Origin of the sequence: Streptomyces sp. NPDC005794, from assembly GCF_042871445.1 — a bacterium.
Lineage (GTDB): Bacteria > Actinomycetota > Actinomycetes > Streptomycetales > Streptomycetaceae > Streptomyces.
In genome coordinates this window covers 125,092-139,192 of record NZ_JBIAIN010000018.1, presented here as the reverse complement: position 1 = coordinate 139,192, position 14,101 = coordinate 125,092, and the positions used below count along the sequence as shown (strand labels likewise).

Sequence of the window (14,101 nt, the reverse complement as noted above, 5' to 3'; positions counted from 1 at the left end):
CGTCAGAGCTTCTGGAAGGGATCGTGCTCGGCGAGGATCTTCTCCAGCCGGGCCTGGTCGACCCGGCTGACGATCTGTCCCGCCTCCTGCCGGTCCCTGATCACCTTGGCGAGGGTGAAGCACGAGGTGACGAGATACAGGACGCCGATGGCGAGGAAGGCCCGCACCCAGGCGTCGGCGTCGAGGAAGAAGATACCGAGGGCCACCGCGCCCATCGCCACCCCGAAGGAGAGGACCGCCTGCCCGTAGAAGGCGGCGGTGCTCTGCTGCTTGACCGATGTTGTCTCACTCATGTCACACAGCATCCGGCGCGGTGGCGCACTCCGGCATCCGTCGGCGTACTCACGCGGTACTCATCAGCCGCGCTCGCGGGCCGGGCGTGCCAGGGCGGGTTCTGCCGGACAGGCGGGACCTTCGAAACCCGCCCTAGAAGGCGGACACTCCCGTCAGCGCCCGGCCGATGATCAGCTTCTGGATCTGGCTGGTGCCCTCGTACAGGGTCATCACGCGGGCGTCCCTGACCAGCTTGCCGACGGGGTACTCGTCGATGTAGCCGTAACCGCCGAACACCTGGAGGGCGTTGTTCGCGGCGCGGACCGCCGCCTCGGAGGCGAAGAGCTTCGCCGTGGAGGCCGCGGTGGCGAACTCCTGGCCGCGGTCGATGAGGTCGGCGACGCGCCAGGTCAGCATGCGGGCGGCGTCGACGTCCACGGAGATGTCACTGATGAGCTCCTGGACGAGCTGGTAGCTCGCGATGGGCTTACCGAACTGCTCACGCTCGCCGGCGTAACGCACGGCGGCGTCCAGGGCGGCCTGGGCGATGCCGACACAGCCGGCCGCGACCGACATCCGGCCCTTGGCCAGGGCGGACATGGCGATGGAGAAGCCCTTGCCCTCGGGGCCCATCAGGGTGGAGGCGGGCACACGGACGTCCTCCAGCACCAGTTCGGCCGTGGCCTGGCCGCGCAGCCCGAGCTTGCCGTGGACCGTGCGCCGGGTCAGGCCGGGGGCGTCGGCCGGCACCAGGAAGGCGGAGACGCCCCGGTGGCCGGGGGTGTCGTTCGTGCGGGCGAACAGCAGGACGACATCGGCCCAGGTGCCGTTGGTGATGAACATCTTGGAGCCGTTGACGACGTAGTCGTCGCCGTCGCGCACGGCCCGGGTCGTCAGGTTCCCGGCGTCGGAACCGGTGCCCGGCTCGGTGAGGCCGAAGCAGCCGACGGCCTCGCCCGCGGTGAGCTCCGGCAGCCACTGCCGCTTCTGCTCCTCACTGCCCCAGGACGCGATCGTCTTGGCGACCAGGCCGAGGGAGACGGACACGATGCCGCGCACCGAGGAGTCACCGCGGCCGAGCTCCTCGGTCACCAGGCAGTACGCGAGGTGGTCGCCGCCGGAGCCGCCGTACTCCTCCGGGATCGTCAGCCCGAGGAAGCCGAGGGCGCCCAGCTTCTTCACGATCGACTTGTCGACACTCTCGGCACGGTCCCACTCGACGACGTGCGGGGTGATCTCCCGTGCGACGAAGTCCTCGGCGAGCTGCCGGACGGCGTCCTGCTCCTCGCTCAGCTCCAGGTTCATCCTGCGACACCCCACTTTAAATTAGCACTGCTAGTTTTTCGCTCGCAGGCCCTACTATGTGCCGCATGGCCCGACCGCGCAAGCCCCTCCTCAGCAGAGACCGCATCATCGAGGCGGCGGGCGCACTCGTCGACTCCGAAGGGCTGGACGCCGTCTCGACCCGTCGTCTCGCCGCCGAGCTGGGGGTCAGCGGACCGTCGCTCTACAACCACTTCCGGAACAAGGACGAGATCCTGGACGCGGTCGCCGACACGGTGTCCGCGCAGGTCGACCTGTCGATGTTCGAGGAGGCCGACCCGCGCGACTGGTCCGCCGCCCTGCACGACTGGGCCGTCTCCTACCGCGCGGCGCTCGCCGCGCACCCGCACATCGTCCCGGTGCTCGCCCAGGGGCCCGGCCGCAGGCCGGCCGGTCTGCGGGTCGCCGACGCGGTCTTCGGGGCCATGGTCCGGGCCGGCTGGCCGCCCGCCCAGGCCACATACATCGGCGCGCTGATGCGCTACTTCATCACCGGTTCGGCGCTCGGCTCCTTCGCCCGTGGATTCGTCGACGACGAGACGGCGTACGACCCCGCCGACTACCCCCACCTCGGCCAGGCCCATCTGCTGGCCGACCGCCGCCAGCAGGTCGACGAGGGCGCGTTCGAGACCGGGCTGCGTGCCCTGCTGGACGGCCTCGCGCTCCAGTACGCGCAGCGGGCCGCCGGCCGCACGGTTCGGCCCACGCCGAACGGTGCCTGACGCATCCTGGACGTATGGCCCGTACGACACCGCACGATCCCGTCGCGCCCCGGCTCGCCGCGCTGGCAGCTCTGCTGGCCGACGAGACCCGCGCCTCCTTCTGCCTGGCCCTGCTCGACGGCCGGGCCTGGACCGCGGGCGAGCTGGCCCGTGGCGCGGGGGTGGCACCCTCGACCGCGAGCGAGCATCTGTCCAAGCTGGTCCAGGGCGGGCTGCTGACCGAGGAACGCCAAGGCCGCCACCGCTATCTGCGGCTCGCCGACGAGCGGATCGCACAGCTGGTCGAGGAGCTGGCCGCCCACGCCTCTCCCGGCCACCGGACGCCCCCGCGCACCCTGCGCGAGGCGAGCCTCCAGCACGCGCTGGCCCGGGGGCGTACCTGCTACGACCATCTCGCAGGGCGGCTCGGCATCCGTATCACCGACGCGATGACCGAGCGCGGACTCCTGCGGCAGGACGCCGGTTTCGCGCTGACCGAAGCCGGCCTGGAATGGTTCGGCGCACTCGGTGTCCCTCTCAGCACCGCGTCACGCAGGCCCCTGGCGCGCGGCTGCCTGGACTGGACCGAGCGGCGCCTGCACCTGGCGGGGACCTCGGGTGCCGCCCTGTGCCGGCATGTGCTGGATGCCGGATGGTGCGAGCGGGTCGGCACGGGAAGAGCGGTCAGGCCCACCCCTGCCGGACTGCGCGCCCTGTCGGTGCATCTGGGCATCGAGCCGGCGACGATCGACACGAGCTGACAATTCGGTGGGCCCCGAAGTGTTCCCGGCCTACCGTCGTGGCCATGACGACGACACCGACCACGCGCCCCGCCGCGCCGGCCGCCTCCGGACGCGACTGGCGCGCTCCGGCCGCCGCGTGCACCACGGTCGTCCTGTGGGCCTCCGCATTCGTCTCCATCCGCAGCGCGGGCGAGGCGTACTCACCGGGGGCGCTGGCACTGGGCCGGCTCCTCGCGGGCACGCTGACGCTGGGCGCGATTCTGCTCGTACGCCGCGAGGGGCTGCCGTCGCGGGCCGCGTGGCCGGGCATCATCGGATCCGGGCTGCTCTGGTTCGGGCTCTACATGGTCGTGCTCAACCGGGGTGAGCAGCAGGTCGACGCGGGCACGGCGGCCATGATCGTGAACATCGGGCCGATCCTGATGGCACTGCTGGGTGCCCGGCTGCTCGGGGAGGCGCTGCCGCGTCGGCTCCTGACGGGCATGGCGGTCTCGTTCGCGGGCGCCGTCGTCGTCGGTCTCTCCATGTCCGGCCACGGGAGTTCCTCGGTGCTCGGCGTGCTCCTCTGCCTGCTGGCCGCGGTCTCGTACGCGGGCGGGGTGGTCGTTCAGAAGCCCGCGCTGCGGCACGGGTCCCCGCTCCAGATCACCACGTTCGGCTGTCTGATCGGTACGGTCGCCTGCCTGCCGTTCGCCGGGGTGCTGGTCTCCGAGGCGGCCGACGCCCCGGTGTCCGCCACGCTGAACATGATCTATCTCGGTGTGTTCCCGACCGCTCTGGCCTTCACCACCTGGGCCTACGCCCTGGCCAGGACCACCGCGGGCCGGATGGGCGCGACGACGTACGCGGTGCCGGCGCTGGTGGTGCTGATGTCCTGGCTGCTGCTCGACGAGGTGCCCGCGCTGCTCACCGTCGCGGGCGGGCTGCTCTGCCTGGCCGGGGTCGCGGTCTCCCGGTCCCGTGCACGGCGTGCCCAGGCGGCCGGCTCCTAGGGCCGTCAGTCCTCCGCCGGGCGGAGGACTGAACGCCCTGCCTTCGCCGCTGGCTAGAACACGACCAGTGCGCGTCCGCCCTTGCCCGCGATCATGTTCTCGAAGGCCGCGGGGATGCCGTCCAGCGCGATCCGCTCCGTCACCAGCATGGAGAGGTCGAACCGTCCGGCGCGGATGTGCTCGGCGAGCACCGGCAGGTCGCGGGCCGGGTCGCTGTTCCCGTAGACGCAGCCGGTGAGGGAGCGGCCCCAGTGGAAGATCTCCAGGGCGTTGAAGGTCACCTGCTGGTCCTTGCCTCCGATGCCGACGACCGTGGTGCGGCCGCCTCGGCGGGTCGACTCCCAGGCGCCACGGATCGTGGCGGGCCGGCCCACGCACTCCACGGCGACGTCCGCGCCCTGGCCCCCGGTGAGCTTGCGGATCGCGCGCGGCGTGGTGTCGGAGGCGACGACGTAGTCGGTGGCACCGGCCCGGCGGGCGAGTTCCTCCTTCTCCGGTGACACGTCCACGGCGATGATCTTCGACGCCCCGGCGATGCGGGCGGCCTGCAGGACGGCGAGGCCGACCCCGCCGATCCCGAAGACGACGACGCTCTCGCCCTCGCGGACCCGGGCGGAGTGGTGCACCGCCCCGTATCCGGTCAGGACCGCGCAGCCGAGCAGCGCGGCGTCGGTGAGCGGGATGCCGGCCGGGGCGGGCAGCACGCAGTTGGCGGCGACGACGGTCTCCTGCGCGAAGGCGGCGACGTTCAGCCCGGGGTGGAGCTCGGTGCCGTCGGCCGTACGGGCGTGGATGTTGGCGGCGCCCTTGAGTGCGTCGGCGCAGAGCCAGATCTCGCCGATCCCGCAGTGGAAGCACTCCCCGCAGGACGGCGCCCAGTTGAGGACGACCTGGTCACCGGCGGCGACATGGGTGACGCCTTCGCCGACGGCGAGGACCGTACCCGCTCCCTCGTGGCCGAGGACGGCGGGGACGGGCAGCCGCATGGTGCCGTTGGACAGGGACAGGTCGGAGTGGCAGACACCTGCGGCGGCGAGACCGATGCTCACCTGGCCGGGGCCTGGCTCCGGGAGTTCGATGTCGGTGATCTCCAGGGGAGCTCCGACGGCGGGCAGTACAGCGGCGCGGACCACGAACAGACTCCTCGGTGGATCGGAGGGGGATCAGAACTGGAGGGACTTGGTCTGGAGGTACTCGGAGAGGCCGTGCGGACCGAGCTCGCGGCCCACCCCCGACTGCTTGTAACCGCCGAAGGGCGCCAGGGGGTTGAAGCGCCCGCCGTTGATGTCGACCTGCCCGGTGTCCATGCGGCGGGCGAAGGCCACGGCCTCCTCGTCGTCCGCGCCCCAGACGGCGCCGGCCAGCCCGTACACCGTGTCGTTGGCGATCCGCAGGGCGTCGTCCACGTCCTCGTACCGCAGGATCGAGAGCACCGGCCCGAAGATCTCCTCCTGCGCGATGGTCATGCCGGGCGTGACGTCGGCGAACACGGTGGGGCTGACGTAGTAGCCCTGGCCCTTGGGCGCCTCGGGGCCTCCCGCGACGAGGCGGGCGCCCTCCTCGATGCCCTTCTCGATGAAGCCCCGCACCCGGGCCTGCTGCCTGGCGTTGACGACGGGGCCGACCCGCTCCCCGGGGACGTACTTGGCGACGGCCGCGGCGGCGAGGCTCACGGCCTCCTCGTACCGCTCGGCGTCCACCAGCATGCGGGTCCAGGCGCTGCACGTCTGGCCGGAGTTGGACATCACGTTCGCCACGCCCACGTTGACGGCCTTGGCGAGGTCGGCGCCGGGCAGGATCACGTTGGCCGACTTGCCGCCGAGCTCCAGTGCGACGCGCTTGACCGCCGCTCCCGCGATGGCCCCGATCCGCTTGCCGACAGCCGTGGATCCGGTGAAGGAGACCAGGTCGACGTCCTCGTGCTCGGCGAGCGCCTGGCCGGCGACCGCCCCGATGCCGGTGACCAGGTTGAAGACACCGGCCGGCAGGCCCGCCTCCTGGGTGGCCTCGGCGAAGAGCTGAGCGGTGAGCGGGGTGTCCTCGGCGGGCTTGAGGACGACGGTGCAGCCCGCGGCGAGCGCGGGGGCCACCTTGGCGACGATCTGGTGGAGTGGGTAGTTCCAGGGCGTGATCGCGCCGACGACCCCGACGGGCTCCAGCAGGACCGTGGAGTTGCCGAGCTTCTCCTCGAAGGAGTACGAGGCGGCCAGCTCCGCGTACGAACCGGCGACCAGCACCGGTACGCCCGCGTGCACCTTCTGGGACGTCGGCAGCGGTGAGCCGAGCTCGGCGGTGACGGTCTCGGCGATCTCGTCCTTACGGGCGGCGAGCACGTCGCGCAGGGCGCCGATCCGCGCGGCGCGCTCGGCAGGCGGGGTGGCCGCCCAGCCGGGGAACGCGGCGCGTGCGGCGCGTACCGCGGCGTCGACGTCCTCGGCGGTGCCCGCCGGTACATGGCCGATGACCTGCTCGTCCGCCGGGTTCACGACCGCGATCGTGTCCTGGCCCGAGGCGGGCCGCCACTCCCCGCCGATGTACATCCCGTCATGCGCCTTCATGGCTGTCCCTCCCGGGCTCGCTGTGCCTGCCGCCGAAGCCGTGCGTCGTACGGACGGATGCCGTCCCGCCCCAAACTAGCGCTGTTAGTTTTTCGGCGCCAGGGAACGGCTGGAGACACAGCTCACGCACGGACCGCGGCAACCGTCGCACGCCGGGCCCGGGAAGGTCCCGGGGCGGGTGGGACCGGGCTCCGTACGTGGCCCTGGATGCCTCGGATCAGGAGGAGTCCCGCTCGGCACAGGGACGTTCGGCGCCAGGCCGTTCGGTGGAAGGGCTTCGGGGAGAGGGACTTTCGGCGCGGGGCTCGGGTGCCGTGGGGGCCGGATCCGCCGTCGTCCTCGGCCCGCCGCCCCGCAGGCCGAGACCCGCCGCACCGACCAGCAGGGCGCCCAGCATCACGAACGGGGCCGCCGTGCCCGCCACTCCGGCGATCAGTCCGGCCGAGGCGGGGGCCGCGACCTGGCCGAGCCGGTTGCCGGTGAGCCTGAGCGCGAGCGCGGTGGAGCGCGCCGCCGCAGGAGCCGCCTGGACGACGGTGGTCATGGACAGCGGCTGGCCGACCCCCAGACAGAAACCCAGCACCGCGAGCATCACGGCCAGCCCCCACACCGGGACGGGCAGGGCGATGGCCGCGCAGAGCAGGCCGCCGAGCAGGCAGGTCGTGGAGAGGAGGGCGGTCCGGCCGACGGCGCGCAGCATCGGTGTCATGACGAGCCGGCACGCGATGGTCGCGGCGGCCCGCAGGCTGAGCAGCAGGCCGACGGTGGCGGGTGCGATGCCGCGGTGCTCGCCGACGACCGGCAGATAGGCCGTGAGGATGTCGGTGGCACTGAGCACGGCGAGGCTGATGAAGATGCCGGCCGGGACTCCCCGGGTGCGCAGGATGCTGCCGACCGGCACCTTCCCGGCCGTCTTCCCGGACCGGCCGGCGGCCCCCCGGTGCTCGATGCGCCACAGCGAGGCGAAGGAGGCGGCGGCGACGACGGCCGAGACGAGCAGGGCGAGGGCGCTCGTGCGGGCCATGGCGCCGTCCCGCTCGGAGATGAGGTAGCCCGCCGCGATCGGGCCGACGAGCTGGCCGAGGGAGGCGCCGATGGTGAAGTGGCCGAAGTTGCGGTCCTGGTCGGCCGGGGCCGACTGCCGGGCGACGAGCGACTGGGCGCCGATCACGAAGCAGAGGTGACCGAGGCCCATGACCCCGCTCCAGGCGGCCAGCGCGGGGAGGGAGCCCGCCGTGCCGCTGAGCGCGCAGCCGCCGCCGATCAGGAGGACCCCGACGGGCAGCAGCGGCGCGCAGCGGCCGTGATCGGTCCGCCGGCCGAGCGGTACGGCGGCGAAGAGCGGCAGGAGCGCGTACACACCGGCGATGACACCGATCGCGCGCTCGTCGGCACCCAGCGAGAGAGCCCGGTAGGAGACGGCGGGCCGCGCCATCGAGACCGCCCCCTGCGCGAAGGCGAAGGCGATGACGAGGCGCAGCAGCCAGCCCCTGCCGGGCCGTGGTTCCGGAGGCATCAGATGAGTCCGAAGAGGATCCCTGCGCCGAGGACCACCAGCGAGGTGAGCACGGCCCACTTGACCGTGAACCGGGTGTGGTCGCCGAATTCGACCTTGGCCATCCCGACCAGGACGTAGACGGCGGGCACGAGCGGGGACGACATGTGCAGCGGCTGTCCCACGATGGAGGCACGGGCGACTTCCAGGGGGGAGACGCCGTGGGCGGCGCCGGCCTCGGCAAGCACGGGCAGCACTCCGAAGTAGAAGCCGTCGTTGGACATGAAGTACGTGAGGGGGAGGCTCAGCACACCGGTGACGATGGCCATGTGCGGGCCCATTCCGTCGGGGATCGCCCCGACGAGCCAGTCCGCCATGTGTTCGACCATACCGGTGCCGGTGAGTACGCCGGTGAAGACGGCTGCGGCGAAGACCATTCCGGACACGTTGAGCACGTTGTCGGCGTGGGCCGCGATCCTGGCCCGCTGGTCGGGCATGTGGGGGAAGTTGACGGTGAGGGCGAGGGCCGCGCCGAGCAGGAAGAGCACCGGGATCGGCATGAGCTCCAGGATCATCGCGGCCAGCAGGGCCACGGTGAGGCCGGCGTTGAACCAGTAGAGCTTGGGGCGGAGCGTGGACCTGTTGGGGTCGAGGCCCTTGAACTCCTCGTCCTCCTCGTCGCCGCCTGCGGTGCCTGCGGCGCCGTCCACGCCGCCGGTGCCGCCGCTCTTCGGGGCCTTCGTGAGCCGGTCACCACCACCGCCCGCGCCGACGAGAACGGTCTCCGGCTCGGTCGCCAGCGCCTCGTCGAGCGTGAGCATGCCGAGCCGCTTGCGCTCGCGGCGGCCCAGGACATAGGCGAGGAGGATGACCGCGAGGAGGCCGACGGCGAGAGCCGGGATCATCGGGACGAAGATGTCGGCCGCGTCGACCTTGAGCGCGGTGGCCGCGCGGGCGGTGGGACCGCCCCAGGGCAGGGTGTTCATGACCCCGTTCGCGGTGGCGGCGACACCGGTCATCACGACCAGGCTCATCTTCAGCCGCTTGTAGAGCGGATACATCGCCGAGACCGTGATCATGAAGGTGGTCGAACCGTCGCCGTCCAGCGAGACGATCGCGGCGAGCAGCGCCGTACCGACGACGATCCGCATCGGGTCGGCCTTGCAGAAGCGCAGGATGCCCCGGACGATCGGGTCGAAGAGGCCTACGTCGATCATCACGCCGAAGTAGACGATGGCGAACATCAGCATCGCCGCGGTCGGCGCGAGGGTGCCGACCCCTTCGATGACGTAGTCACCGAGCTTCGCGCCCTGCCCTACGGCCACGCAGAACAGGGCGGGGATCAGGACCAGCGCCGCGATCGGCGACATCTTCTTCATCATGATCAGGACCAGGAAGGTCGCGATCATGGCGAAGCCGAGGATTGTCAACATATGGGCTACCTAACGTTCACCTTTGAACTCTCACCGGTGTCGGCGGTTCGGATGACGTTAGGGGCCCTGAAGCAGCGTTAACAAGATGTTGACGTGCGAGCAATACGAGCAAAACCCCAGGTCAACGAGTTGGCGCTATGGAGACGGGGACGGCGTTGAGCACCGCGGTACCGGACAGCGGGTCCAGGAGGGTGCCGTCCAGGAGCTGGTTCACGTTGACGCCCGGCTCCGCTCCGGCGACCGACATGCGGGTGCCCGGGCGGCTGTGGCCCCAGCCGTGCGGCAGGCTCACGACCCCGGTACGTACCGAGTCGGTGATCTCGACGGGCGCCTCGACCTCGCCACCCGCCGCGGTGATCCGGGCCGTGTCGCCCTCACCGATTCCGATCCGGGCCGCGTCGTCGGGATGGATCTGCAGGGTGCAGACGTTCGAACCGCCGCGCAGCGCGGCGACGTTGTGCATCCAGCTGTTGTTGGACCGCAGATGGCGGCGGCCGACGAGGACGAGTCCGGCGGGCTTCGCGTCGAGCGACGCGCGGAGCCTGGGCAGATCGGCGGCGATCGGTGCCGGGAACAGCTCGATGCGGCCGCTGCGGGTCCTGAGCACCTGCGGCAGGCGCGGCTCCAGCGGGCCGAGGTCGATGCCGTGCGGATGCTCCAGGAGCCGGTCCAGCGTGAGCTCGTACGGACCGAGGCGCAGCATCAGGTCGAGGCGGCGTTCCGCGCCGGTGCGGCCGGTCAGGCCGTCGGCGAGCGACTCGGGGAGCCCCGCCTTGGCGAGTGTCGTGGCGATGACCAGGTTGTCGACGGCCTCGGGCGGCGTGCCGTGCCTGCCGCCGACGGCGAGGACGAGCCGGGCGAGGATCTCGCTCTCGTCCATCCGCCCCTCCTCCAGCGGCACGGCGGGACGGCTGTAGCGGACCTGGTTGCGGACGGCGAGGGAGTTCAACGCGAAGTCGAAGTGGGCGCTCTGCGAGGGCGGCGGCGGGGGCAGCACGACGTCCGCGTGGCGTGCGGTCTCGTTGAGATACGGATCGACGCTGATCATGAAGTCGAGGCGGTCGGCGAGCGCCCGGTCGAGGCGGTCGCCGTCGGGGGCGGAGAGCACCGGGTTGCCCGCGATGACGATCAGCGCCCGGATCCGGCCCTCTCCCGGGGTCTCGATCTCCTCGGCGAGTGCGGCGACGGGCAGTTCGCCCTTGGCCTCGGGGTGGCCGGAGACCCGGCTCCGCCAGCGGCCGAGGGCGAATCCCTTCCCCGGGGCGGCGGCGCGTGGGGCACGGGCGGTGGCGGACAGCGGGAAGAGCGCACCGCCGGGGCGGTCGAGGTTGCCGGTGAGGATGTTGAGTACGTCGACGAGCCAGCTGGCCAGGGTGCCGTGCTCGACGGTGCAGCTGCCGATGCGCCCGTAGACGGCCGCGGCGGGGGCGGCGGCCAGCTCGCGGGCGATCTCCCGGATGGTGTCCGCGTCGAGGTCGCAGGCGTGGGCCACCGCCTCGGGAGTGAAGTCCGCCATGGCTTCGGTCAGTTCGCCGTATCCGTCGAGGTGCTCGGCGAGTACGCCGGGATCGGTGAGCTTCTCCTCGACGATGACCTGGGTGAGCGCGGCGAGCAGCAGGGCATCGGTGCCGGGCCGGATCGCGGCGTGCCGGTCGGCGAGGCGCGCGGTGCGGGTGCGGCGCGGATCGATGACGGTGAGGGTGCCACCGCGCCGGCGGAGCGCCTTGAGCTTGCCCGGGAAGTCGGGGGCGGTGCACAGACTGCCGTTGGACTCCAGCGGGTTGGCGCCGATCAGCAGCAGGTGAGCGGTGCGGTCCAGGTCCGGCACGGGGATGGCGTTGGCATCGCCGAAGAGCAGTCCGCTGGAGACGTGCTTGGGCATCTGGTCCAGGGTGCTCGCGGTGAAGACGTTGCGGGTGCCGAGCGTGGAGAGCAGCAGCGGCGGGTAGAGCCCGCCGGCTGTCGTGTGCACGTTGGGGTTGCCGAGGAAGACTCCGACGGCCTGCTCGCCGTGTTCGTGGATCAGGGCCGGGATCTTCGCGGCGATCGTGTCGAACGCCTCGCTCCACGTCGCCTCGCGCAGGACGCCGTCCGTGCGGACGAGTGGCGTACGCAGCCGGTCGGGGTCGCCGTCGAGGCCGCCGAAGGAGGCACCCTTGGGGCAGATGAAGCCCCGGCTGAAGATGTCCTCGCGGTCACCGCGGGCACCGGTGACCGCGGTCCCCTCGATGGTGAGGGTGAGCCCGCAGGTGGCCTCGCAGAGCGGGCAGACACGCAGAGCGGTGCGGGATTCGTGGGACATGGGCCCTCCCCGGGGCGGCGGCAGCGGTGGCGCGCGGGCGTGAGCCGGCGTCCCGCGGCGCGCTCGGCGGGCACGGGCTCCCGGCGAACCGAGCATACCGACCGGTACGGATGCTGGCGAGGTGCCGGAGCCACCGGCTTGCCCGGCCGCCCGCGCGAGGAACCACTCACACAGGCCCTCTTATTCGATGACCCGCGCGAGATACGCCTGGAGCAGGACCCGGGTCTCCGCTATCAGGTCCGGGTCGCCCGCCGGGTCGGAGCGGAAGGCGAGCTGGAGCAGAGCGTCGGCGGCCTGCACGCAGATCAGGACCGTGCGGAGCAGAGCGGCGTCGGAGGCGGTCCCGCCGCGACCATGGCCGAGATGGCCGGACAGCAGCTTGGCCAGCCGCCCCGCGACAAGCCGGTTCACCTCGTCGAGCGGTCCGGTGACGGGCGCGGGAGGGCCGAAGTCGACGAGGGCGAAGCCGGGGACGGAGCGCTTCATCGACAGGTACTCGTCGAGCACGGCGTCGATGGCCGCACGCCATTCCCGTTCGGGTATCGCCTCGAGCCTGGCGACGACCCGCCCGGCGTAGGCCTCCAGGTTGCGTTCGGCCAGGGCGTCGACCAACGCCCTCTTGTTGGGGAAGAAGCGGTAGACGGAGCCGATGGGCACACCGGCCCGGTCGGCCACCGCGCGGGTGGAGAGCTGTTCGTAGCCGGTCTCGTCGAGCAGCGCGGCACCGGCGTCGAGGATACGGGCGAGACGGTCGGCGCTGCGCTGCTGCACGGGGACGCGTCGGAGATTCGAATGAGCGTGGGACACGGCCCCATCATGCCCGTATGCCGTTGACGGGCGACGTTTCGATTCCTACGGTGATCCATAGGATTCTTCGTCAGGGGATCCACGGGATTCCTCATCCACCGGGAGCGCATGGTGAGCGGCATCGAGCAGGCGAGGAAAACGGCGGAGAGCCTCGGCCACAGTTCCGGCTTCGGCAACGAGCACAGCTCGGAAGCCGTCCCGGGCGCCCTGCCGCACGGCCGGAACTCACCCCAGCGCGCCCCCCTCGGGCTGTACGCGGAGCAGCTCAGCGGCTCGGCCTTCACCGAGCCCCGGGCACGCAACCGCCGGTCCTGGCTCTACCGGATCCGGCCCTCGGCCGCCCATCCCGCCTTCGTCCGCACCGACAACGGCACCCTGCGCACCGCCCCCTTCACCGAGACCGCCCCCGACCCCAACCGGCTGCGCTGGGACCCGCTCCCCGACCCCGCGCCCGGCACGGACTTCCTGACCGGCCTGTGGACGCTGGGCGGTAACGGCGACGCCACACGGCGCACCGGCATGGCCGTGCACCTGTACAGCGCGAACTCCTCCATGCGGGACCGGGTGTTCAGCGACTCCGACGGCGAGCTCCTGATCGTCCCCGAGCGCGGCGGCCTGCTGCTCCGCACCGAACTCGGCCTGCTGGCCGCCTGCCCCGGCCAGGTGGCGCTGATCCCGCGTGGCGTCCGCTTCCGCGTCGAACTGCTGGACAGCACCGCCCGGGGGTACGTCTGCGAGAACTACGGCCAGCCCTTCGTCCTGCCCGACCTGGGCCCGATCGGCGCCAACGGCCTGGCGAACGCACGGGACTTCCTGGCGCCCGTCGCGGCGTTCGAGGACCGCGAGGGCCCGGTCGAGGTGGTCAACAAGTTCTGCGGGAACCTCTGGTCGGCGACCTACGGCCACTCGCCGCTCGACGTCGTCGCCTGGCACGGCAACCACACTCCGTACGTCTATGATCTGCGCCGCTTCAATGTGCTGGGCACGATCAGCTACGACCATCCGGACCCGTCGATCTTCACCGTGCTGACCTCGCCGTCCGACACCCCGGGGCTCGCGGGCGTCGACTTCGTCGTCTTCGCCCCGCGCTGGCTGGTCGGCGAGGACACCTTCCGCCCGCCGTACTTCCACCGCAACGTGATGAGTGAGTACATGGGCCTGATCGAGGGCGCGTACGACGCCAAGGCGGGCGGCTTCGTACCGGGCGGCGGCTCGCTGCACAACATGATGTCGGCGCACGGCCCGGACCGCGCGACCTTCGACCGCGCGAGCGCGGCGGAGCTGAAGCCGCAGAAGATCGACGACGGCCTGGCCTTCATGTTCGAGACCCGCTGGCCGGTCACGGCGACCGCGCAGGCCGCGGGGTCGGACCGTCTCCAGCGCGGATACGACGACGTGTGGCAGGGTCTGAGCCGCAACTTCCGGCCGTGAGACCGCACCGCCGGCCGCACCGCAGAGAGATCGGGTGAACCGG

12 protein-coding genes are annotated in these 14,101 nt (G+C 71.8%); 4 read left to right on the top strand and 8 right to left on the bottom strand.

Going from position 1 to position 14,101, the window contains the following annotated elements; all coding sequences use genetic code 11:
- Positions 1-2: 2 nt before the first annotated feature.
- Positions 3-293: a YiaA/YiaB family inner membrane protein gene (locus ACFYQ5_RS26865; protein ID WP_031099588.1), complete on the bottom strand. Its 291-nt coding sequence runs from the start codon at positions 291-293 to the stop codon at positions 3-5.
- Between the two features lie 133 nt (positions 294-426).
- Positions 427-1,578, bottom strand: a complete 1,152-nt coding sequence (locus tag ACFYQ5_RS26860; RefSeq protein WP_389201162.1) for an acyl-CoA dehydrogenase family protein — start codon at positions 1,576-1,578, stop codon at positions 427-429.
- Between the two features lie 65 nt (positions 1,579-1,643).
- Between ACFYQ5_RS26860 and ACFYQ5_RS26855 the strand changes: the two genes are divergently transcribed.
- The 3 genes from ACFYQ5_RS26855 to ACFYQ5_RS26845 are packed head-to-tail and all read left to right on the top strand — an operon-like array spanning position 1,644 to position 4,032.
- Entirely contained in the window at positions 1,644-2,318 is a 675-nt protein-coding gene (locus tag ACFYQ5_RS26855) for a TetR/AcrR family transcriptional regulator (RefSeq protein ID WP_389201160.1), read from the top strand.
- Positions 2,319-2,332: 14 nt separating this feature from the next.
- Positions 2,333-3,058, top strand: a complete 726-nt coding sequence (locus ACFYQ5_RS26850; RefSeq protein WP_389201158.1) for an ArsR/SmtB family transcription factor — start codon at positions 2,333-2,335, stop codon at positions 3,056-3,058.
- Positions 3,059-3,102: 44 nt separating this feature from the next.
- A complete protein-coding gene (locus tag ACFYQ5_RS26845; RefSeq protein WP_389201157.1) occupies positions 3,103-4,032 on the top strand; it encodes a DMT family transporter in 930 nt (309 codons plus the stop codon).
- 53 nt (positions 4,033-4,085) lie between these two features.
- Here ACFYQ5_RS26845 and ACFYQ5_RS26840 read toward each other — a convergent pair whose 3' ends face one another.
- The 6 genes from ACFYQ5_RS26840 to ACFYQ5_RS26815 all read right to left on the bottom strand — a co-directional run bounded on the left by ACFYQ5_RS26840 (position 4,086) and on the right by ACFYQ5_RS26815 (position 12,591).
- Positions 4,086-5,165 carry a Zn-dependent alcohol dehydrogenase gene (locus tag ACFYQ5_RS26840; protein ID WP_389201155.1) on the bottom strand — a complete coding sequence of 360 codons (1,080 nt, stop codon included), beginning with the start codon at positions 5,163-5,165 and terminating at the stop codon, positions 4,086-4,088.
- Positions 5,166-5,195: 30 nt separating this feature from the next.
- Positions 5,196-6,590, bottom strand: a complete 1,395-nt coding sequence (locus tag ACFYQ5_RS26835) for an aldehyde dehydrogenase family protein (protein ID WP_389201153.1) — start codon at positions 6,588-6,590, stop codon at positions 5,196-5,198.
- A gap of 217 nt (positions 6,591-6,807) precedes the next feature.
- Positions 6,808-8,106 carry an MFS transporter gene (locus tag ACFYQ5_RS26830; RefSeq protein ID WP_389201152.1) on the bottom strand — a complete coding sequence of 433 codons (1,299 nt, stop codon included), beginning with the start codon at positions 8,104-8,106 and terminating at the stop codon, positions 6,808-6,810.
- Positions 8,106-9,518, bottom strand: coding sequence for a CitMHS family transporter (locus ACFYQ5_RS26825; RefSeq protein ID WP_389201149.1), 1,413 nt, complete (start codon positions 9,516-9,518; stop codon positions 8,106-8,108). Before ACFYQ5_RS26825 ends, ACFYQ5_RS26830 begins: the two co-directional genes overlap by 1 nt.
- Before the next feature lie 121 nt (positions 9,519-9,639).
- Positions 9,640-11,820 carry a molybdopterin oxidoreductase family protein gene (locus ACFYQ5_RS26820; RefSeq protein ID WP_389201147.1) on the bottom strand — a complete coding sequence of 727 codons (2,181 nt, stop codon included), beginning with the start codon at positions 11,818-11,820 and terminating at the stop codon, positions 9,640-9,642.
- 180 nt (positions 11,821-12,000) lie between these two features.
- Positions 12,001-12,591: a TetR/AcrR family transcriptional regulator gene (locus ACFYQ5_RS26815; RefSeq protein ID WP_389201145.1), complete on the bottom strand. Its 591-nt coding sequence runs from the start codon at positions 12,589-12,591 to the stop codon at positions 12,001-12,003.
- Positions 12,592-12,738: 147 nt separating this feature from the next.
- On the opposite strand from ACFYQ5_RS26815, the gene hmgA reads away from it, so the two are divergent.
- Positions 12,739-14,058, top strand: coding sequence for a homogentisate 1,2-dioxygenase (gene hmgA / locus ACFYQ5_RS26810; protein WP_389201143.1), 1,320 nt, complete (start codon positions 12,739-12,741; stop codon positions 14,056-14,058).
- Positions 14,059-14,101 lie beyond the last annotated feature (43 nt).